This is a genomic window from Caloramator sp. CAR-1, from assembly GCF_030546345.1.
Classification (GTDB): Bacteria; Bacillota; Clostridia; order Clostridiales; family Caloramatoraceae; genus Caloramator; species Caloramator australicus.
Map to the genome: position 1 here is coordinate 1 of NZ_JAUONW010000033.1, position 21,236 is coordinate 21,236.

At 32.9% G+C, this 21,236-nt stretch carries 26 protein-coding genes and 1 other annotated feature; of the genes, 1 reads left to right on the forward strand and 25 read right to left on the reverse strand.

All coding sequences use genetic code 11. The features are described from left to right. Positions 1–272: 272 nt before the first annotated feature. The 4 genes from Q3V94_RS09250 to purR form a co-directional block, all read right to left on the reverse strand. The gene (locus Q3V94_RS09250; RefSeq protein WP_008908000.1) at positions 273–1,226 is read right to left on the reverse strand and encodes a ribose-phosphate diphosphokinase; all 954 of its coding nucleotides are present in this window, start codon (positions 1,224–1,226) and stop codon (positions 273–275) included. A gap of 17 nt (positions 1,227–1,243) precedes the next feature. Beyond that, positions 1,244–2,614, reverse strand: coding sequence for a bifunctional UDP-N-acetylglucosamine diphosphorylase/glucosamine-1-phosphate N-acetyltransferase GlmU (gene glmU, locus Q3V94_RS09255; RefSeq protein WP_303527080.1), 1,371 nt, complete (start codon positions 2,612–2,614; stop codon positions 1,244–1,246). Between the two features lie 115 nt (positions 2,615–2,729). After that, the gene (gene spoVG, locus Q3V94_RS09260; RefSeq protein WP_008908002.1) at positions 2,730–3,005 is read right to left on the reverse strand and encodes a septation regulator SpoVG; all 276 of its coding nucleotides are present in this window, start codon (positions 3,003–3,005) and stop codon (positions 2,730–2,732) included. Between the two features lie 121 nt (positions 3,006–3,126). Beyond that, entirely contained in the window at positions 3,127–3,936 is an 810-nt protein-coding gene (purR, locus tag Q3V94_RS09265; protein WP_303527083.1) for a pur operon repressor, read from the reverse strand. 200 nt (positions 3,937–4,136) lie between these two features. Between purR and murC the strand changes: the two genes are divergently transcribed. Further along, positions 4,137–5,510 (forward strand): UDP-N-acetylmuramate--L-alanine ligase, encoded by a 1,374-nt coding sequence (gene murC / locus Q3V94_RS09270; protein ID WP_303527085.1) that lies wholly within the window; start codon positions 4,137–4,139, stop codon positions 5,508–5,510. A 19-nt stretch (positions 5,511–5,529) separates the two neighbouring features. Here murC and Q3V94_RS09275 read toward each other — a convergent pair whose 3' ends face one another. From Q3V94_RS09275 to Q3V94_RS09375, 21 genes are all read right to left on the reverse strand, one after another. Next, the gene (locus Q3V94_RS09275) at positions 5,530–6,600 is read right to left on the reverse strand and encodes an NAD(P)H-binding protein (protein WP_303527088.1); all 1,071 of its coding nucleotides are present in this window, start codon (positions 6,598–6,600) and stop codon (positions 5,530–5,532) included. Positions 6,601–6,778: 178 nt separating this feature from the next. Further along, positions 6,779–8,170 (reverse strand): asparagine--tRNA ligase, encoded by a 1,392-nt coding sequence (gene asnS, locus Q3V94_RS09280; protein ID WP_303527090.1) that lies wholly within the window; start codon positions 8,168–8,170, stop codon positions 6,779–6,781. Between the two features lie 53 nt (positions 8,171–8,223). Continuing rightward, positions 8,224–8,458: a binding site (T-box leader), on the reverse strand. A gap of 139 nt (positions 8,459–8,597) precedes the next feature. Next, positions 8,598–9,071, reverse strand: coding sequence for a flavodoxin (locus Q3V94_RS09285; RefSeq protein WP_303527092.1), 474 nt, complete (start codon positions 9,069–9,071; stop codon positions 8,598–8,600). Positions 9,072–9,103: 32 nt separating this feature from the next. Next, a complete protein-coding gene (locus Q3V94_RS09290) occupies positions 9,104–9,862 on the reverse strand; it encodes a glucose 1-dehydrogenase (protein ID WP_303527094.1) in 759 nt (252 codons plus the stop codon). A 537-nt stretch (positions 9,863–10,399) separates the two neighbouring features. Beyond that, positions 10,400–10,972, reverse strand: coding sequence for a hypothetical protein (locus tag Q3V94_RS09295; RefSeq protein ID WP_303527096.1), 573 nt, complete (start codon positions 10,970–10,972; stop codon positions 10,400–10,402). Further along, positions 10,969–11,352 (reverse strand): hypothetical protein, encoded by a 384-nt coding sequence (locus Q3V94_RS09300; RefSeq protein ID WP_303527098.1) that lies wholly within the window; start codon positions 11,350–11,352, stop codon positions 10,969–10,971. The genes Q3V94_RS09295 and Q3V94_RS09300 overlap by 4 nt, the downstream gene beginning before the upstream one ends. After that, complete coding sequence (locus Q3V94_RS09305; RefSeq protein WP_303527101.1) at positions 11,330–12,649, reverse strand: FtsK/SpoIIIE domain-containing protein; 1,320 nt, start codon at positions 12,647–12,649, stop codon at positions 11,330–11,332. The genes Q3V94_RS09300 and Q3V94_RS09305 overlap by 23 nt, the downstream gene beginning before the upstream one ends. Continuing rightward, on the reverse strand, positions 12,637–12,834 hold the full coding sequence (locus Q3V94_RS09310; RefSeq protein WP_303527104.1) for a hypothetical protein: 198 nt from the start codon (positions 12,832–12,834) through the stop codon (positions 12,637–12,639). The genes Q3V94_RS09305 and Q3V94_RS09310 overlap by 13 nt, the downstream gene beginning before the upstream one ends. Before the next feature lie 102 nt (positions 12,835–12,936). Further along, positions 12,937–13,137 carry a helix-turn-helix transcriptional regulator gene (locus Q3V94_RS09315; RefSeq protein WP_303527106.1) on the reverse strand — a complete coding sequence of 67 codons (201 nt, stop codon included), beginning with the start codon at positions 13,135–13,137 and terminating at the stop codon, positions 12,937–12,939. A 190-nt stretch (positions 13,138–13,327) separates the two neighbouring features. Next, entirely contained in the window at positions 13,328–14,035 is a 708-nt protein-coding gene (locus Q3V94_RS09320; protein ID WP_303527108.1) for a hypothetical protein, read from the reverse strand. Continuing rightward, positions 14,032–14,463 carry a hypothetical protein gene (locus Q3V94_RS09325; RefSeq protein WP_303527110.1) on the reverse strand — a complete coding sequence of 144 codons (432 nt, stop codon included), beginning with the start codon at positions 14,461–14,463 and terminating at the stop codon, positions 14,032–14,034. Before Q3V94_RS09325 ends, Q3V94_RS09320 begins: the two co-directional genes overlap by 4 nt. 20 nt (positions 14,464–14,483) lie before the next feature. Next, complete coding sequence (locus tag Q3V94_RS09330) at positions 14,484–15,395, reverse strand: ParA family protein (protein WP_303527113.1); 912 nt, start codon at positions 15,393–15,395, stop codon at positions 14,484–14,486. Between the two features lie 143 nt (positions 15,396–15,538). Continuing rightward, a complete protein-coding gene (locus Q3V94_RS09335) occupies positions 15,539–15,736 on the reverse strand; it encodes a phage holin (protein ID WP_303527115.1) in 198 nt (65 codons plus the stop codon). Between the two features lie 14 nt (positions 15,737–15,750). Further along, positions 15,751–16,527, reverse strand: a complete 777-nt coding sequence (locus Q3V94_RS09340) for an amidase (RefSeq protein ID WP_303527117.1) — start codon at positions 16,525–16,527, stop codon at positions 15,751–15,753. 10 nt (positions 16,528–16,537) lie between these two features. Further along, positions 16,538–16,831, reverse strand: a complete 294-nt coding sequence (locus tag Q3V94_RS09345) for a hypothetical protein (protein ID WP_303527119.1) — start codon at positions 16,829–16,831, stop codon at positions 16,538–16,540. A gap of 13 nt (positions 16,832–16,844) precedes the next feature. Then, complete coding sequence (locus tag Q3V94_RS09350; RefSeq protein WP_303527121.1) at positions 16,845–17,906, reverse strand: reverse transcriptase/maturase family protein; 1,062 nt, start codon at positions 17,904–17,906, stop codon at positions 16,845–16,847. 307 nt (positions 17,907–18,213) lie between these two features. Continuing rightward, positions 18,214–18,558, reverse strand: a complete 345-nt coding sequence (gene avd, locus Q3V94_RS09355; protein ID WP_008908181.1) for a diversity-generating retroelement protein Avd — start codon at positions 18,556–18,558, stop codon at positions 18,214–18,216. Between the two features lie 71 nt (positions 18,559–18,629). After that, positions 18,630–19,748: an SUMF1/EgtB/PvdO family nonheme iron enzyme gene (locus Q3V94_RS09360; protein WP_303527125.1), complete on the reverse strand. Its 1,119-nt coding sequence runs from the start codon at positions 19,746–19,748 to the stop codon at positions 18,630–18,632. Between the two features lie 13 nt (positions 19,749–19,761). Beyond that, positions 19,762–20,073 (reverse strand): hypothetical protein, encoded by a 312-nt coding sequence (locus Q3V94_RS09365; protein ID WP_008908179.1) that lies wholly within the window; start codon positions 20,071–20,073, stop codon positions 19,762–19,764. Positions 20,074–20,082: 9 nt separating this feature from the next. Next, positions 20,083–20,925 (reverse strand): hypothetical protein, encoded by an 843-nt coding sequence (locus tag Q3V94_RS09370; protein ID WP_008908178.1) that lies wholly within the window; start codon positions 20,923–20,925, stop codon positions 20,083–20,085. A 3-nt stretch (positions 20,926–20,928) separates the two neighbouring features. Further along, positions 20,929–21,228 carry a hypothetical protein gene (locus Q3V94_RS09375; RefSeq protein ID WP_303527128.1) on the reverse strand — a complete coding sequence of 100 codons (300 nt, stop codon included), beginning with the start codon at positions 21,226–21,228 and terminating at the stop codon, positions 20,929–20,931. Positions 21,229–21,236 lie beyond the last annotated feature (8 nt).

Genomic DNA, 21,236 nt, shown 5'->3' on the forward strand with positions numbered 1-21,236 from the left:
TCTTTAACTACCTCAACAAGTTTTGTAAAATCCCATTCTTTTGACAGCATTTCTTCTACATTTTTTATTAATTTAGTAGTGAAATTTATTAAATGTTGTTGTATAATATCATGTTGTATAATATTATTCAAAAGAGACACCCCCTTATTGATTTGTGTTTTTTCCACTTTTTATTTTACCACAGGGGTTGTCTCTTTTAAATTTTTTGTCCTTTTTCGTCCTACAATAATTTTACACTATGCTAAAAAAATAAGCCGGATTAAACCGGCCTATCACTCAAATATTCTGCTTACGGAAAGGTCTTCATATATTCTCTTTATTGCCTCTGCAAAAATAGGTGCAACAGATAAAACTTTTATCTTATCAAGATGTTTTTCTGGTGGAAGAGGAATTGTGTTTAATACTACAAGTTCTTTAATTGCTGATTTTTCAATTCTTTCAACAGCTGGGCCAGATAATACCGCATGGGTGCAGCATGCAAATACTTCCTTTGCCCCCATATCCTTTAGGGCATTTGCTGCATTAGTAATAGTTCCTGCAGTGTCTATCATATCATCTACTAAAATAACATATTTGTCCTTAACATCTCCGATGACATTCATTATTTCTGAAACGTTTGCCTTTGGTCTTCTTTTATCAATTATAGCAATTGGTGCGTGAAGCCTATCTGCAAATTTTCTTGCCCTTGTAACGCTACCAAGGTCAGGTGATACAACTACCACTTCATCTTCATTAAAATTCTTTTCTTGATAGTATTTTGCAAGGATTGGAACTCCAAGAAGGTGATCAACAGGAATATTAAAATATCCCTGAATCTGTGCAGCATGAAGGTCCATTGTTAAAACCCTATTAGCCCCAGCAGCTGTTAAAATATCTGCAACAAGTTTCGCTGTAATTGGATCCCTTGCCTTTGCTTTTCTGTCCTGTCTTGCATAACCATAATATGGTATAACAGCCGTAATCCGACCTGCAGAAGCTCTCTTGAGGGCATCAATCATTATAAGAAGTTCCATTAAATTGTCATTAACAGGTGCACATGTGGATTGAACCACAAAAACATCTGCACCTCTGACAGTTTCATTGATATCTACAGAAATTTCGCCATCGCTGAATCTTCCAACAACAGCATTTCCCATCGGAACACCTACGATATCAGCTATTTCCTTCGCAAGCTCTGGATGAGCATTCCCTGTAAATATTTTGATGTGCTTACCATGTCCAAACATCTTTAACTCCTCCTAAGCTATTTTTTCCAAATTCCTCTTTTTTGCACCCATCCTTCTTTATTAACCTGCTTTTCCCTTGCAATTGCAAGTGATCCATCAGGAACGTCTTGAGTTATTGTAGAACCTGCGGCAATATAAGCACCCTCCCCAACTGTAACTGGAGCAACAAGATTTGTATTACAGCCTATAAAGGCCTTATCTTTAACTATTGTTTTATGTTTCTTTGTTCCATCATAGTTTACAACAACAGTTCCACATCCAAAATTGCATCCTCTTCCAACCTCAGCATCACCAATATAAGTAAGATGTGAAACCTTTGTTCCATCTCCAATTGTTGATTTTTTAATTTCAACAAAATCTCCTATTTTTACATCTCTACCAATGATACTTTCAGGTCTTAAATAAGCAAATGGTCCAACATTAGCCCCTTGCATTATTTTACTTTCTAAAACAACTGAGTTTTGAATCGTTACATCATCCTCAACCTCAACATCCACAAGCCTTGTGTTGGGGCCTATTATACAGTTTTCACCGATTACTGTTTTCCCTTCGAGTATTGTTCCTGGATAAATTATTGTATCCCTTCCTATTTGAACATCCGAATCTACATAAGTATTATTTGGATCTATGAAGGTTACTCCTTCATCCATGAATTTATTTATAATCCTTTTTCTCATTATAACGCTTGCCTCATAAAGCTGCGCCCTTGAATTAACACCTGTAAATTCTTCAAAATCAGTTACATAGGCACCAACTTTTTTGCCATCTGACTTTAATATCTCTATTACATCTGTTAGATAATATTCGCCCTGTGCGTTGTTATTATTCAATCTCTTAAGGGAATCTAAAAGGGATTCTATATCAAAACAGTATGCCCCGGAATTTACTTCTTTAATCTGCCTTTCAAATTCATTTGCATCTTTATCTTCAACTATTCTTTCAAGGTTGCCTTCAAAATCCCTTACAATCCTTCCATACCCCTTTGGATTATCAACAACACCTGTTATAACAGTCGCAGAATATCCCTTTTCAATATGATACTGGAAAACCTCTGATATGGTTTTAGATGTAATAAGTGGAGTGTCTCCTGCAAGAATAATTACTGTCCCTTTTTTACCTTTTAAAAATTCACTTGCACACATTACCGCATGACCTGTCCCAAGTTGCTTATCCTGATATGAATAACTAAATCTATCACCAAGGTATCCTTTAACCTTATCGGCACCATGTCCAACAACAATAGTAAAGTCTTCGACAACAGAATCAAGTGCATGAATAACATGCTCTATCATGGATTTGCCGCAAACCTTATGTAAAACTTTAGGAAGATTGGATTTCATCCTTTTTCCTTCGCCAGCGGCTAATATAATACCATAACACTTATTCATATTCTGCACCTCAATTCGATATTTTTCTACCCTATATATTATATTGTATTAACAAAATTATTGCAATTAAATTAACAAAAAAATAAAAAGGAAGTATTTCACTTCCTTTTTATGATTATTCATTTTCTTCTGGCATGTTCTTTACCTTTTCATATTCTGCAAGGATGGCTGCTTGAAGCTTTTCTCTTGTTTGTGTGTTTATTGGATGAGCAATGTCCTTAAACTCACCATCTGGTGTTTTTCTCGATGGCATTGCTATGAATAATCCATTTTGTCCATCTATTACTTTGATGTCATGAACCACAAATTCGTTGTCAAAGGTAACTGATACAATAGCCTTCATCTTCCCTTCGTTCATAACCTTTCTTACTCTAACATCGGTAATTTGCATAAAATTCACCACCTTCCATGTTGCTTAATTAATATATTCTTCATTTTTTTTCAAATTCCTGCTTAAAATTGTGAATATTTCGAAAAATTTTTATATTAATTCTCCAAGTTAAATTGGAGAATTAATTGTTTTTAAGTTTTACATCAATTATTTCCCTTTCTTCATCGACATTATTCAGTATAAGTAAAGATATGTAATCTTGAACTAACTTCTTTTCAGTCTTAGCCTCTATAAATACTCCAACTCCGACAACTTTAGACTCAAACTCCTCCATTAATTTTATTATTCCCTTTGCTGTCCCCCCGGCCCTCATAAAATCGTCTATGAATACTACTCTACTTCCCTTTTTTACTGCCCTTTTAGGAAGGCTCATGGTTTGAATTTGCCTTTTTGAACCTGAAACATAATTTATGCTTACAGTAGGGCCTTCTGCCCCCTTGTTTTCCCTTCTTACTATAACTAAAGGAACATTCAAGTATCTTGCAGTCATCATGGCTATTGGAATACCCTTGGTTTCTACGGTAAGAACATAATCGGGTTCTTTATCCCTAAAGTAACTTGCAAAAATAATGCCTAATTTATTTGTAATATCCGGAGAAAAAATTAAATCGTTCGTATATAAAAAACCCCCAGGCATAATTCTGTCTTTATTCTTTAAACTTTCACAAAGCTCTTTTAAAAAGCTTTGTTTATCCTCTTCCCTTAAAGAAGGCACAAACCTTACTCCACCTGTTGGCCCAGCCACAGTTTCAACGCTTCCAACTCCAATATCCTCAACAACTTTTTTAAGTATAGTAACATCTTCACTTAAAGTTGATCGAGCCATATTAAAGTTTTCTTGAAAAAAACTTAAACTTATTACTTTGTTAGGATTGTCTGATAATATTTTAAGTATAGCCGCTACCCTTTCCTTCCTGTTTAGTCTTTCCATTTTTCCCACATCCTATTCACTTAAATATTTTTATCATAATTTTTTATTTTTATACATATTTTATAATGGCAAATTCTAAACTATCTAATCTAATTGTAAAAAAAACGAGTCTGATTTTCAACGATTACCAATATTTTATTGATATATTATAATTTAAAATATAAAATAATGTTATGTAAATTTTGTTTAGGAGTGATAGGATGTTTGATCTTGAAAGGGATTTTGATAAAAAAGTTCATTTTATTGGAATTGGTGGAATAAGCATGAGTGCCCTTGCTGAAATACTTTTAGAATACGGCTACAAGGTTTCTGGTTCTGATAGGGCTAAATCCCACCTTACTGATAAGTTACAAGCAATGGGTGCAAAAATATTTATTGGACACGATACTAAAAATATTGAAGATGCAGATATTGTCGTTTATACTGCAGCTGTAAAGGATGATAATCCTGAACTTATGGAGGCAAGAAGTAGGAACTTGATCATTTACGATAGAGCCGAATTTTTGGGACAAATAATGAAAAGATACAAAAAAGGTGTGGCAATTGCTGGAACTCATGGTAAAACCACAACAACCTCTTTAGTTTCATTGATGCTATTTAGGGCTAATCTTGATCCTACTTTAATGATAGGTGGAGAGGTTGATATATTAGGTGGAAATGTTAGGGTAGGTAAAAGTCCATACTTTGTTACAGAAGCCTGTGAATATAAAGAAAGCTTTTTAAAATTCTATCCTTTTATTGGTGTAATTTTAAACATAGATGCAGACCATTTAGATTATTATAAGGATATCAATCATATAAAAGAGGCCTTTTTAAAATTTGGTAAACTTATTCCTAAGGATGGTCTTGTTGTTGGATATGCTGAAGATGAAAACGTCATAGAAATTTTTAAAGACTTAGAATGCAATAAATTAACCTACGGGATAAACAGGGGAGATTTTAAGGCAATAGATATAAAGTATGACGAAAAGGGATGCGCCTCCTTTAAAGTTAATCTAAACGATAAACCATATGGCGATTTTAAGTTGTCTATTCCTGGTGAACATAACGTATTAAACGCTCTAGCTACTATCGCCTGTGGGCACTTTTTAGGAATTGATGTTGAAACAATTAAAAATAGCCTTTTAGAATTTAAGGGAACCCACAGAAGGTTTGAGAAAAAAGGTGAAAAGAATGGAGTAGTTGTGATAGACGACTATGCCCATCATCCTGCCGAAATAAAGGCTACAATTAAAGCTGCTAAAAACTATCCTCATAAAAGAATATATTGCGTATTTCAGCCCCACACATATACAAGAACATATACTCTATTCGATGAATTTTCAACTGCCTTTTTAGGAGTTGACAAACTTATTCTTACCGATATATATGCCGCAAGGGAAAAGGATACCGGACTTGTAAATTCTAAAATGCTCTCGGATGCAGTTGTTAAGCACGGCGTTGACTCTATATACATCAAGGATTTTGATGAAATATTAAGCTATTTAGAAGGCGAACTAAAAGAAGGAGACCTCTTAATAACAATGGGTGCCGGAGATGTTTATAAAATCGGTGAAATGTTTTTAAAAAAGTAAGCCCTGTATAATGCAGGGCTTATGCTTTGGAAAAAGCTAATCTTTTTACCCTTTCGATGTCTTCCTTTGTAACAGGCCTTTCAAAACTTCTAAATCCAGCAAGTTTAAATCCATGTTTTTTAGCAAGATTATGTATCTCTTTAACCCTTTCAAGGCTCAAATCCCTTCCTAAGGAATAGTTTTCAATCCTGCCTTCTAAAGCAAGAAGCATGGTTTCAGCCATGCAGGCATATCCTGTTTTAGGTGGAAAACCAAAGTTAAAATTAAAGTTTACATCTCCAGGGATTTCAACAACTCCACCCTCTATTATTAATACATCCTGCCTTTTCTTTGCTACATCCTTTGAAACATCCCTTGGCCTTGCAACATCGCAAACTATTGCTCCCTTTTTTAAATATTCTGCCTCGATAATGGCATCTTTAGAACTTGATACGGTTATAACAACGTCTGCATTTTGCAGGGCTTCCTTTATATCCGAAGTTATATACACTTTTTTGTTGTAATTTCCTTCTAATTTATTTGCAAATTCCTTTAACCTTTCCATATTCCTTGCAACAAGGAACATATTTTTTGCCTCCGGCAATAAAAGTTCTGCACAAACCTTTCCAATGGATCCTGTTGCACCTACTACAGCAACATTGCATTCATCTAAGTATTTACCCATAATATCAACTGCCTTTTTGGTTGCTTCAACAGCTGTTGCAACGGTTAAACTATTTCCAGATGTTACCGCGATGTTTACGTTTTCAGCGATTGTTATTCCTGCATCCCCAACAACCGATGTTAAAGCCCCAAGGCCTACAATGTCAACATCCAATTTTTCTGCCATCTTTGCCGCCCTTATTATTCTTTTTAAAACATAGTCTTCAGGTAAGGATAACATCTGATTTGATGTTAAAGGAACTGCAATAAAATAACCTTCAGTTTCTGAAAGCTCACTTTTTATCCCTGTTATTTTAGATATTTTTATAGGAGGTAAAAGTTTTATTATCCTCTCAACATTTTTTTCTGAAAGATTTTTTAGAAACTTAAATTTTCTGCTAACATCAGTATATTCAATTGGATGAATAATAAAGGCAAATCTTTTCATCCCAACCCCTCCATTGGTGCACAATTTGTGCACGTCTTTTAATAATATTTTAAGTCCTTTTACCATTATTTTCAAGTATATTATATAAATAAAAAACACCTTTTTAGACTTTTCATCTAAAAAGGTGTTGGTAAATTATAGTAATGTCAAAAAGTCAAAATGTCAAGTGCCTGTCACTTTAGAATTCTGCATTTCTTGGAGTTCTTGGGAATGGGATAACGTCCCTTATGTTGCTCATCCCTGTTAGATACATTATCATTCTTTCAAAACCAAGGCCATATCCTGCGTGCTTTGTTCCACCGTATTTTCTAAGTTCTAGATACCACCAGTAGTCCTCCTCTTTCATTCCAAGCTCTCTTATTCTATTTAAAAGCACATCGTATCTTTCTTCCCTTTGGCTTCCTCCGATTATCTCTCCAACTCCAGGAACCAAAAGGTCTGCAGCTGCAACAGTCTTTCCATCATCATTCAATCTCATATAGAAGGCCTTTATATCCTTTGGATAATTAGTTACAAATACTGGCTTTTTAAATATTTTTTCTGTGATATATCTTTCATGTTCTGTTTGTAGGTCGCATCCCCATTCAACTGGGAATTGGAAGTTCTCTCCTGATTTTTTCAAAAGCTCTATTGCTTCTGTGTATGTTATTCTTGCAAATTCTGAATTAACAACATTATTTAATCTTTCAAATAATGTATTGTCAATGAAATTATTGAAAAACTCCATCTCCTCTGGGCAATTTTCAAGAACATAGCTGATTATATATTTAACCATATCCTCTGCAAGGTCCATGTAATCGTTAAGATCAGCAAAGGCGATCTCTGGCTCAATCATCCAAAACTCCGATGCATGTCTTGGTGTATTTGAATTTTCTGCTCTAAAGGTTGGTCCAAAAGTATAAACCTTTTTAAAGGCAAGGGCATAAACTTCTGCTTCTAATTGTCCTGAAACTGTAAGATTTGTTTCCTTGCCAAAAAAGTCTTCAGAAAAATCAATCGAACCATCTTCCTTTCTTGGAAGATTATTAAGATCAAGGGTAGTTACTCTAAACATTTGTCCCGCACCTTCGCAGTCGCTTCCTGTTATTATTGGAGTATGAACATAAACAAAGCCTCTTTCTTGGAAGAACTTATGAATAGCATAGGCTGCAACTGACCTTACCCTAAATACTGCTGAAAAGGTATTGCTCCTTGGTCTTAGGTGGGCTATAGTCCTTAGGTATTCAAAGGAATGCTTTTTCTTTTGTAGCGGATAATCAGAATGGGAATATCCTTCAACTATTATCCTATCCGCATGAACTTCAAAGGGCTGCTTTGCACCGGGTGTTTCAACCAACTTACCTTCCACAGTTATTGATGAACTAATGGGAAGCTTTTCAATTTCCTTAAAATTATCTAGTTTTTCGTCAAATACAATTTGAAGATTTTTAAAGAAGGTTCCGTCATTAAGCTCAATAAATCCAAAACTTTTAGAACTTCTAACTGTTCTTATCCAGCCGCTAACTTTAACCTCTTGATTTAGATACTTTTCTTGATGTCTATAAAGTTCCTTTACTTCAACCTCAAACATGTTTATCCTCCCTTTCCTGTATATTTTTCCAAATTAAAAAGCCCTTCATCCCTAAATGGGACGAAAGGCTTAACTTCCGCGGTGCCACCCAAATTGCCAAAATGGCCTCTTTGAAGGTACTAACATACCCCCTGGATTTAACGTTCCAGCCACGTCTTAGCCTACTCTCTATCGATTTCGGTAAGAAACTCCGGGATGTTCTTCAATATGGGCTTCGTATCGGTCTTCCACCGCCACCGACTCGCTATGACTACTTCCCATATCTACTCTTCCCATCATAGTCTTTTAATATTTATATAAAATTATAATATTTGATATTAGTATTGTCAAATAAAAGTAGAAATTATGATAAAATAATTATAGCTTTACATTAAACCCTACAGAACTATATTATCCCTTTATCTTTGGGGTGCAATAAACAAGGGGCTCATATGAGCCCCTTGAGCCAATTCTCTATTCTTTTTTCAACTTCTATTTTATTTTTTATAAAAGAATCCTTAAAGCCAATTTCATCAGAAATAATCAAATTCATTTTTTTAGTGAAATATTCATAAGCCTTTTTCTCGTCCGCTGCAAAGGTTGAAAATAGGTATATCTTCTTCTCATTAAAAGGATGATTTTCAATAAAAGATAGGACATATGGACAAGGTCTTCCTGCCCAAATTGGAGTCCCTAAAAATATAGTATCGTAAAGCTCCCAATTAGGCACCCTCTCAACCTCCGGCCTTTCACCAAAAAGGGACATCTTGCCACCATAAAAGAACTTCCAAAATCCTTTATACTTGAACTCTTTTAAGGGCTTTATCTTTATAATTTCAAATCCTGTCCTTTCAGTAATCTTATTTGCCACAAACTCAGTATTTCCATCAAGGGAAAAATAAACAACAGCACCTTTTGTCATAATAAGACCTTCTTTCTATGAATTATTTATTTTTAAACATAAATCATTTTCCTTGTCATGCCTCCATCAACTATGAAATTTGCACCTGTTATGAAGGAATTTTGTGGATCGATTAAAAATAAAACTAGCGATGCTATATCATCCTCGTTGCCAACTCTTCCTGCTGGGTGTTGCTTATGGTCCATTTCCGTTAAATTTGCAATATATCGTTGGCTTTGCTTCTTAAGGTGACTAACTTCAATCCATCCTGGACTTATGCAGTTTACCCTTACATCCGGTCCAAGGCTTATGGCCAGGGCATGGGTTAGGGCAAATACTCCCCCCTTTGATGCTGAATAGGCCTCGGTATTCGATTCCGACATGAAGGCCCTTGTTGAAGCTATGTTTATTATGGAACCTTTTCTTTCTTTTATGTAGGGTGCACAGTATTTTGAACACAAAAATGCACCAGTTAAGTTTACTCCAATTACCCTGTTCCACTCATCAAGGCTAAGTTCTGTTATAGACTTATTTATTGAAATTGCAGCGTTGTTTATTAAAACGTCAATTCCACCGAAATTTTTTACCGTTTCTTTAATAAGTTTTTTAACATCATCCTCCTTCGATACATCGCAGTGAATAAATTTAATGTTGCCTAATGAGCTCAATTCCCTTTCCGTTTCTTCTCCTGCCTCTTTATCTATTTCTGCAATTATGACGTTATAATTTTCTTTTAATAGTCTTTTAGCTATTCCCTTTCCTATTCCTTGACCTCCACCCGTTATAATTGCTGTTCTTTTATGATTATCCATATCGCCACCTCACATTTTTTATCTCTTACTAAATTTATTCTCCATAATGTGTTTATTTCCTACCAATATATAAAAATTTTTAGTCATTTAAGTAAATAAAATTCTTAATAAGTGAAAGTAAAAAAGACCTGTAAGCTATAAAGCCACAGGCCATTTTGGTCGGGGCGACAGGACTCGAACCTGCGACCTTATGGTCCCGAACCACATTATATATGTGTTATATTGTATCATCTAATATTTTTTTGTGTAAAAAAGTGAGATTTTTCAAGGCTTATGGCACTTTCAATATATCGTTACGTATCATTTCGTATTATATAATTTTATTTCGTGCGTTGTCATTATGTTGTCATTGGCAACAAACAAGGAGCCAATCGGCTCCTATTTTATATGCCTAATATTTAATATTATTCTCTACATAATACTTAATCGCAGATTAGAATTATTAAGTCTTTTAGGCTATTTGCTTTATACTGTGCAATAGTAATCCCTACCATATCAAATACCGTATTCAGCTTAGGTTATACTTTTAGGATTCCATCATGGTAATAACTCTTGGTGAATATTTTTTAATTTATAATCCAAGTATTTTACTTTTAGATTTTTCCCTGTGTAATGCTCTGGATTATTAGCTATTACCACTAATAAGGGAAACGTCCCTAATTCATTTTGTAATTGGCCAGTATTTTTAAGCTCCTCATAGGCTTTATAGTTAACTTGATGAGTCAATACCACTTCGACAAATGCTATTATCGTATAATCTTTGTAATCAAACGATATAAAAGCGTCTGGTCTAACATTACCTACTTTGTATTCCATCTTAAACTCATTAATCTTTGCTCCATAAAATTTAAGTGCAGCATATAGGTTTAAAAGTATTAGCTTGTGAGGACTAACAGGTCTTTCTTTGTAATATATCAATTCATTAGTAAGGCCTTGGGCCAATATAGTTTTATTTAATAGCCCTATATCATTCAATTTCTTAAGCCTTTTCCTTGCCATGTCCCTTCCAAATGCAGCATTAGAAAAAAACATTTGATATGCCTGATTAATGGTAATACTCCCGTATTGCCAAACAAATTCAAGTATTTGCAAGTCCTTTTCTGTTATCATACCCATAACCCCCTAACCCAAATATAAAAATCCCTATAACCTTCGATAATATTTCTTATTTCATGTCTAATCCACTCTTTGATAGGTATTGAGAAGTTTAAAATATCATGCAGTGGAACTACGGGCAAATTTTGTTCTTTGATATATTTAACCATTGATTTGATTTCCTCATCGCTAAAAGTATTTAAAATCCTTTTAATAGCATGGTCAGGATATTTTAACTTTTTCAAGTGTTTAATCAACTCTTCTCTGTCTCCAGCATAAACGTGATTATGAATTAAAAAACTTAATGCAATTAATAAAAACGTAGCTGCATTTTTAAACCTTTGTTTTTGTTTATCATTAAGCATTTTGTATTTAAAAATTAAATCGTCTATCATTCCTTGCTCTCCCCTTCCCCCTCTTGATTAATCCATCAAAATTATCAAATTTTTGCTTCCCCCTTTTTACTCTCCTTACAAAGTCCTCGTATTCTTCTTTAGTAATCTCTCGAATTTCAAAATTCTCAAGTATGGCCATATTTGATTTAACAATGTTTCCCTTTTTCTTTTCTCTATGCTTTAATGCAGTTCTTATTATTTCATCACTAATAAAAGGCGTCTTTATTCTCTCATATTTGTTCGTCTTTAAGATAGCTTCCCTTGTTTCAAGTTTAGTCGCCTCATCAGTTTCTATTGCAATCCTTGAAGATATTTCATTAGATTGACGGAAACATAAAATATTTGTTACCTGAGCTTTAAAAGTAGAATTAATTGATTCACTATCTGGCCTTTGTATCAATATAACTCCAAATACGCCTAAGGCTCTTCCATCTAAAAGTATTTTTTTAATGACACTTAAACAATAGGCTTTTTGCAGCTTTTCCTCTTTGCTGTCGGCCTTTTCTGGCATGTAAAAGGCATATTCATCAATAACGACATAGACATAGCTTAATTGTTTATCCTTAAATTTTTCATTATACTGGTCTATATTTTTTATACCCTTTTCAGCATAATTAAATATCAAATTTACTCTTTCATTTATAATCTTTTCTATCTCTTCAAACATAGTTACGGCCTCGTTTAAATTAAAAGCCATGCCTACTACATTTTCATATCTTTTAAAATAAATTAATTCCTTTTTCATTAATTGAGTTAGGAAAAATTGGACTTTATCTTTTGAATGATTTGCCATAAGATTAGCTAAAATAATTTCTAATGCAGAGTTTTTGCCTGAGCCGGTAACGCCAGTAATAAGGATGTGAGGGAACTTGTTCATGTTTATTATAACGGGGCCTAAATGGTTATATCCCACATACAATTCGTAAGGCATAGTTCGTATTGGTTTAAAATCTCTTTCTTCAAATGGTTTCATAATTAACCTGACTTTTATCCATCCGTTTAATTTTTCGTGTTCCATTTCGGCTATGCACTTTAAACTATCTTCAATTTTAGGCTTTATTTTGTCTAAATCATTAAAGCTAAAACCTGTCGGAATACCTACAATAAGCAAAAATCCATAGTCAGCATCATTGATTTTAGCAATGTTAAATGTCTCCCCAAGCTCGTTCACCAAATTATTTTGAATCATGATTAAGTTCCATTTGTTTTTTATAAGCCTTTTGTGTCTGAATTTGATATAATCAATTCCCCAAATACACCCTGCTATACCTAAAAGCTGCAATATCATCTTTTCCATCCCCCTTTGTATGTTCCGTTTTTTCTGTTTACTTCATTTAAAACGCATACAAGTGCTTGACCTATAAGAGCTGTTGCACATAACCAAAATATTTCCATCCCCATCTCGTATTTTGTAAATTCAAAATGTCTGTGAATCGCTTCAGTGATTTTCTCAAAAAGCCACATATCAAACCTATCCCACATACCCTAAAACCTTATTGAATTACTTTAGTATATACTATGCACATTAATGTAATTTTATTACACTTTCATGTAATTTTTTTATATAAAAATAAAAGAGCCTCATTATTCTTGAAGCTCAAATATATCTTCAACTTTTTTATTAAGTTTCTTTGCTATTTTTAAAGCAGTTTCGACTGTAACTTGTTTTTTCATATTCTCTATTCTATTATAATCGTGAGGTAACATATCTAACATTAGGGCAAACTCCTTCTGGCTCATCATGTATTCCCTCATTCGTATTTCACGCAAACGATTCTTTACCATATCACCACCTCTGTTATATTATTCGCCATATAGGTGGTAATTTCCTGCAAAAAAGAAAAAGCCCGATGGGACGGCGGAATAATTTATGTGAAATAACTGTTTTTTCTTTTGATTCATTTAAACAAATAATTAAATTTGTCTATTAATAATTATGGAGAATTTATAGTAAACTTTCTTAACACAAATTCACTTATTCTTTTATTAGCTCTATTAGTGTCTTTGTTCTTTTACTACCAAAAGACAATTTTATAATGTTTCCTAAATTTTTTGAATCCCATAATTTCAGGCTATTCTCCGAAATTATTAAACTAAATGTAAACATATCTCTAATTATAATATTAAAATAATCTAAAACTTTTTTAATAATTTCACTTTTTATATCATTAAATTCAGTAAAATATTTTATAATGTTGTTTATACTTTCAGGTGTTAGTGAATGTGATATCCCTGAGAGTTCTTTATATGTGGCTTCCATCCTACTATTTATTTTAATACACTCATTTTTTAACTTTCCATCATATTTTTCTTTAATTATGAGTTCTAATGTTTTTTTATTTTCTGAATATACTCTATCATTGATTTTATACTTTTCATCTTTATATGATTCTATAATAAACTTTAAAAAATTTTCTAAACTACTTCTCAATACTAAGGCAGCAGCTCTTGGATAATTATTTAAAATTAAAGCAAATGTTTCTAATAAACAAGAAAAAGAAATTTTGAAATATGTAGATTGGAATATACTTTTTAATTCCACTCTATTTGCAATATAATTTAATGCATAAATTGAAAGAAAAATCTTTTTTAAATCATCATAATTAGAATCTTTATCTTTTTGATAATTAAATTGAACCAATATATTTTCAAACTGTTTTAAAGCATCCTCATAATATCTCATTCCTTACTCCCTCTTTGTTTAATAAAATTCATCCATTCAATAAGTTCTTTATTGTTATTTGAATAATTTTTTTTGCGATTATTATTAATATCCTCATTCGGTAAAATGTTATATATTTTATTAACAATTTCAACTATTTTATTATAGTCCAAATCTGTTTGTATCTTTTTTTGAATTCTTGCCCCCAATAATGTCCTAGTGTCATATAGATAGTCTTTAAATGGTTCTTTATCAATAAAATATTGAATAAAAATATTATTAATAAATCCTTTCAAATCCTCATTTTTAGGAAATAAATCTTTTCTTAAAATAATTTCATATATAATCCCCATAAAAAGCAGCTTACTTTGTGACATATTTAATTTATTTGAAGTTATTATTTTCAAATCTTCTTTTATTTGTTTCAATTCACGTTTTTCATTATCCATAAATTTCCCTCCTTTACTTATTATAATATATTCAACCTATTCAACATTTCATTAGTTATTTTTTCAATTGAGTTTATTAATTGACTGTATCTAGAATCATTTTGAGCTTCATCAAACATTATGAATTTTGTTGGTACAGAAGGAATATATGGTAAATCGTTTTGGAAAAAATGTATAGTGTCATTAAAATAATTAATAATATAATTTCTCATTCCTTCCTCTATTTTCAAATCTCTATGAACAAGAGTAAACACTATGCCAAGCTGTTTTAGTGTTCTCTTAGTTAATTGATATACTTTATCTTCTGTTATTTTGTTTTTTATTTGATCCTGTAATAATTCTATACCTATTAACGAATAAATATCTACTTTACTAGGTATAACATAATAATCTGAAGCAAATAAGCTTGCATGAGTTAATATTGACCACGTTGGTGGACAATCAATAAGAACATAGTCATAATCATTTAAAATATTAGTCCCATCGAAGTGACTTAAAAGAGCACCTACCTTACCAGAAGTATCCCCAGCAATTTCTTTTGTCAATGTTAAATCTCCAGGAATAAGAAATAAATTATCAGTTATTTTTTGGGCCAAACTACTATCAGATAAAGGTTTATCTATATTTGTTGATTCAAATACTTGAAGTACTGTTTGTCTATTTTTTGATAACTGTTCATAGTATTTTGAGGAACTAATTTCTTCTTGTATTAAAACTTCTTCAGTTAATTCTTCAATATTTTGTTTAAAATCTGACTTAATAATTCTATTTATATATAAAAGCAAACTTTGAGTAGCATTAAATTGAGGATCCATATCTACAATAAGAACTCTATTTCCTAGTTGTGAAAGTCTATTTCCTATATTTAAAGTTAGTGTTGTTTTTGCAACTCCACCTTTCATATTAATAAATGATATTACCTTAGCAACCATATTATGCCTCCTATCTTGTTTTCATGATTTAATCTATTTAACTTTTGATAACTACATTAATACTTAATTCTACATTTTTTTTGTTTTTCCTTCAAAAAACAAAAAAAATCCTGGCACTATCTTTCGACAGCACCAGGATATACTTACTCAACATCTTTAATTCCAGGTGTTGTTGGATCAATAATAATCCCTAACATAACCAGCAAGCCTAATGCACTATTCACAATTTCCTCATAGTTTGGTGGAACCTCAAACCATCCAAACTGCTTGGCCATCATAGCAACAAATGCTGCCAATGATACCCAAAACGCCTTATTCCTCAATCTTGCCTTCCAATTCATACTATCCTCACCTCTCAAATTATTTTCACATAATCTTTGCATACCCAACCTTTGCTTGTCCTATACCAAGCGTCTTTTTCTTCGAGTATTTCGATTGTGTCTCCATTTGAATATGTGCCAACAACTTCAAAGTTTGTTCCTGCTCCTTTACGTATGTTTAGCTTTGTTGCCAATACTTGCCCCTTTTTTATCTGTGCCACCTTATCCATTTGTTCCAGCTCCAGCTTTATCAACGGTATAAAATACTTATTTGCCGCTTCAACTGTATTTCCACCAAAAAAGTTTGTTCCTGGGCATGATTTAGTTGAGCCTGTTCCATTTGTTCTTTTACCTGTGTTAAGGTCATACCAGTGGTGATATACTATCGTATCAGTGCTTGGTGTTAATTTGAATTTTTTGCATAGAATCGCATTTACAAATATAATGCTCTTTTTTTGTTCTTCCGTCATCTTATCCCCGCCGATGTCAAATTTACCGACATTTTCAATACAAATGCCATTCTCATTAGCCCCTTTTATGCCTGCTGGAGCAACATCAATTGGCCTGCATATCGCTATCAAGCCGTCTGGGAATATTGTTATGTTCTGTGCTATCTCATTAAATCCCCTTGCAAGGTGGCTTCTTTCCATGCCCTCTAAAAGTCTGAAATGATTATTTTTAAATTCCTTATAGCTTGGAATATAGGTATGGTGATTTTGAATTAACTTTATTATCCTTTTTACCTTAAGTTTTAAAATATATTCTTTAAACTCATCTCTATTCATAAGAATAAATTTCCCCTGCTGTTGCATAGTATCACCTTCATTCCAAAATTTTTATACCTGCTATTATCCCTGCTATAATACCTATCGCCTTAATAAGCTCCATAACCACCTTAAGCCATTTATCTGTTGTGTCGCTTGTCCCAGTTCTAAATAAAGCTTTTAAATCGTCAAGCCTTTCAAATATTTGCTTTACATATATCCTCGTTTCAGCTTGTCCTTCTCTCAGCTCTGCAATCTCTTTTGAATGTAGAGCAAGAGAATTTTTTATTTCTGTTATATCGTTTTCTATGCTTTCAAACCTTCTTGCTTCTATGCACTTTTCTTCTCCCATGTTGCACCTCCGATTACAAAACAAAATCGTCAAATATTTTCTTTCTCAAACCATAACTATTGCAATGTTTCAAAAGTCCCATGTATGACTGAACAGTTGAGTTTATTTTGCTAAAGCTTATTCCTTTTCTTTTAAAAGCTTTTTTCAAATATTTAAGTCTTCGTTTTATTTTAAGTGAAGTTTTCTTTTTAAGCTTAACGTGGGTTGGCCATAATTTATAACCAACAAATTCTATTCCCAGTGTTATAGGCCTTATAGCAGTTTTATTGTTTAAATGTAATTTTAATTCATTATTAAGATAATTTTCTATTTCTGCTTTTAAATAATGCAAATGTTTTTTATTATTACTTAAAACTATAACATCATCCATATAACGCATATAATACTTAACTTTTAGAACATGCTTTACAAATTGGTCTAGTTCATTTAAGTATATATTTGCAAATAGTTGGCTTGTCAGATTACCTATTGGTATTCCTTTTCCCCCAATTCTTTCGCTTTCGCCCGGTTCACCATTTAAAGGCAAACCAAACTTAGTATCTTCACTTTTAATTATGAGTTCCAACAACCAAATCAGATTTTTATCCTTTATTTTTCTTCTGAGGATTTTTGTTAAAACCTCATGGTCTATTCTGTAAAAATATTTAGATATATCAAGTTTTAAGTAATACCATTTTCCTGGTTTTCTTGAAACTTTTCTTAGCCAATATTGAAGTTTTTGAGCTGCTTTGTGTGTTCCTTTCCCAATTCTACAAGCATAAGAGTGTTCAATAAAGGTCTTATTATATATTGGGTTTAACACCCTATATATCGCCCATTGAACTACTCTGTCCTTAAAAGGTAGGGCCATTATAAGCCTTTTCTTTGGTTCATAAACATAAAATTCTCTATATCTTCCTACCTTATACATTTTCCATATTAACTCATTTTGTATTTGAATTAAATTTTCTTCTAAATTTGAACTAAACTTCAATACTTCTTCTCTATATCTTTTACACCTTCTTGCTTCTTTGTAAGCTTCATAAAGGTTTTCAAAATCATAAATTTTTTCATATAAATTATTATATCTTTTCATGTCTCACCTCGTTGTCATAATATGCTGCACGTGACATCTTTCGCAATTGCTACTAGCTGCCTTTGCAGTAATTCAATTTTTTGCCTTTCGGCAAGGGAATGAGCCCCTTTAAATCATGCACTGAACGACACCCCTTGGGGTGTTCGCCTTCTGGCTATGATATAGAGCGGAGCGGAAACCAATGTTGCTGTTGGCATTCGAACGAGGGTTGTTCAAGTTCAAAGCGAACACCCCAGCACTAGCACCGTTGTTCCAGTTGGCCCCACGAAGAGGGAATAACGGCTCATTCCCTTTTAATATAAATTGATTAATTATTTGTTCTCTTTATCCATCCGCCTAGCATTTTTCCGATTTCATTTAACATCTTGGACCAATTTTCATATTTTTTAATAGGCAAATATCTAAGTTGCGAATCTGCTGATAGTCTTATTAAATTTCTTAAAACATCAATCTCTATATCAATTTCCTCTAATGTTGTCTTCTTGTAGTATTTTTTATTTGCTCTAACTATTAATTCAAGCAATTTATACATTGATTTTCTTATGTCTGCTGCAAGAACGTGTTTCTCATGTTTAGGAAATTGTTGCAGGCATATATTCCCGTAAAGTATCATGTCGTATGTTTTCTGCAATAACTTAAAATCTTGTTGCATATAATCACCTTTTTGAAAATTATAGCCTGCTTTCGCAGGCTAATTCAGATTACAGTATTTCAGATTCCAGATTACAAACAATAAGCGGAGCGGAAACCAAGGCTGCTGCCGGCACTCGAACGAGGGAAGAACAAGCACAAAGCGAACACCCCAGCACCAGCACCGCTGCGCCAGTGGGCCCCACGAAGAGGGAATCTTTCACCATAGTTACGAACAATGAATATATCTCCGCCGTGTGATGCGTCAATTGGGAATAGTCCTAATGCTTTTAATAAAGTAGGAGCTGTTACCCCTGATGCTGCGGTTAAACTTTCAAAATTACATTGAGAATATCCATAATCTACTTGCCCACCAGAAGTATACATTATATTGTTTATAGTTTTATTTAATTGCGGATCCCCACCAATATCGGCAAGTGTAGTATTTGTACTTCCTGCTGTTGTATTATCAAATTTTAATGTGTCAGCAGTACCCGGAGCAACCAATGAACCATCTTGTAATATAGCTTTCCACAATGCAGATGTATCTGTATGGTCCGCATTCAGTATAGCTGCATCATTGTCTTTAATTATTTGTATTTCGCCATTTTTTAGCCTTAAGCCTGCTACCCATTCCCATACGTTTCCGTTAAGGTCAAAGATGCCTTCATTTGTATTATCGTGTGCCCAACTTGCAGGTCCGCTCCCAGTTGCAACTCTTCCTGTTTTGCCTGCTTCACTATCAAAATATGTTTCTTTTCCTTTTTCATGAGCTGCTGAAATGTCTGAGCCATAGTTATTATTACCCCTTGGCATAAAACCATTTTTCTTACACCATAAAGCAATTGCAGCCCATTCAGCATTAGTCATGAGGTGCCAGCCATCACCTTTAGCATAACAATAGCTTAAAGCCTGGTCAAAAGTTACATATGTCTTTGGGTCCTGCATAGGCAAACTATATGCTCTGCTATTATATACTATGTTTTGATATTTGCTTATAAAAATATAATCTTTAACAACTCCATTTTTTATAAACGCTGGGTGATATTCATCTCCTGCATAGCCATCTATAACATCTTTGATTTTAAACTTTGGTATAACTACCATTATGGATGGATTCCCTTTATCATCATAAAGAACCGTGTTTTTCCCTCCTGTTGCTGCCTCAACTGCAGCTCTATAAGTGTCCTTAATTGAAAATGTAAATGCCATAAAAGTCCCTCCCTTATTCTATAGAAAATAAATAAAGCTTTACCATCTCTGTATCCAAAGGTAAAGCTTCTATTCTTGTTTTTATTTCTTCGCCATCAATTTCCTCTTCCTCGATTATTGTATATTTTTTAGGTGGTAAAACAACTGTTGCAAGTAGCCAATATCCAATCCCCTCATGTATTACATCATTTTTGGAAATATTGATTACAGTTTCTGTATCTCTTTGTCTTTCTTGCAAGTTGATTTCAATATCAGCAATTCTAAGAATATTGTTTTCTAACTGATAATCTATTTTAGGCCCATCATTCATATGAACTATCTGCATATTATCACCTCACGCTATATCTGGATTAATTATTGTCCATCTTATAGTAACATTATCAGCAAGTCCTGAATATTTAATTTTAAAAGAATTTGCAGTCTTATCATAAACTTCAACTCTTCCGACCCTATCTAAGTCACTTGCCGATTCTACTGTAAGATGAACGTCATAATCTGGACTATCAAGCATTGGAAAACCTGTTAATGTAACAACTGAATAAGGATCCGAAGAAAAATAAAAAGGATATCCTGTTTCTATCCTTCTTTCATCATACAAAGTTACAAAAGTTAAATCCGAGCCTTGATCATTCGCCGGAACAACAATTCTATAAAGTTTTAATGCGTCTGCTGGGACTGTTTGCCCTACATATACTTTATACCTTCCTGCAGAACTATCGTATTGTAAATAAGCATAATATGTTATGCTTGATCCAGTTGGATTGGTTGGGATTAATGCCACCTGTTGTTCATCAGGTATCATATGAACTTTTCCTGCAAAAATTAATGAGACCTCTCCTTGTGTATAGGTTCCTGTTTTTGTGATTTGTATATATCTACTGTTAGGCATTTTGGATATAACACAACCATTTATTACAAATTTATTATAAATAGTTACTGTTCCCTGCTGTAATCTTTGCTTTCTCCATTTTTCAAGTTCTTTATTTACTGCATTTAGCTTTGTTAATACTTCTACTACTAATAATCCAACAACATTATCTCCAATATCTATTCCTTCTTCCATGCGGTTTAAATTTGTTGCACTAAGTGGTGTTCCTTGCTGAATTACATTCCCATTTTGGTCAACTACATGATCATACCATTGTATTTTTTCATACTGACCTGGTGTTATCGACATTTATTACACCTCCTGAACTGTGATAGAAAACTTAACTAATATACCTTGAGTATCATTTTTAGTTATACTTTCTGTTTTTTCTGCGAATAAATTATTATCTTTATCATAAAGCTGGAATTGATTAATTGTTACTGTTCCTGTAATTGTATTGTCGAGTAGCAAGTAAATATTTACTTTGTCATCAACAATTTCAATATTATGAATCGGAACTTGATAATAGGTTGTTCCAATTCTATATTTGCCATATGATACATTGTCTCTAATGAACTCTTTTAACTTTTGTAATGCATTTGATGTTAGCATTTTATCAC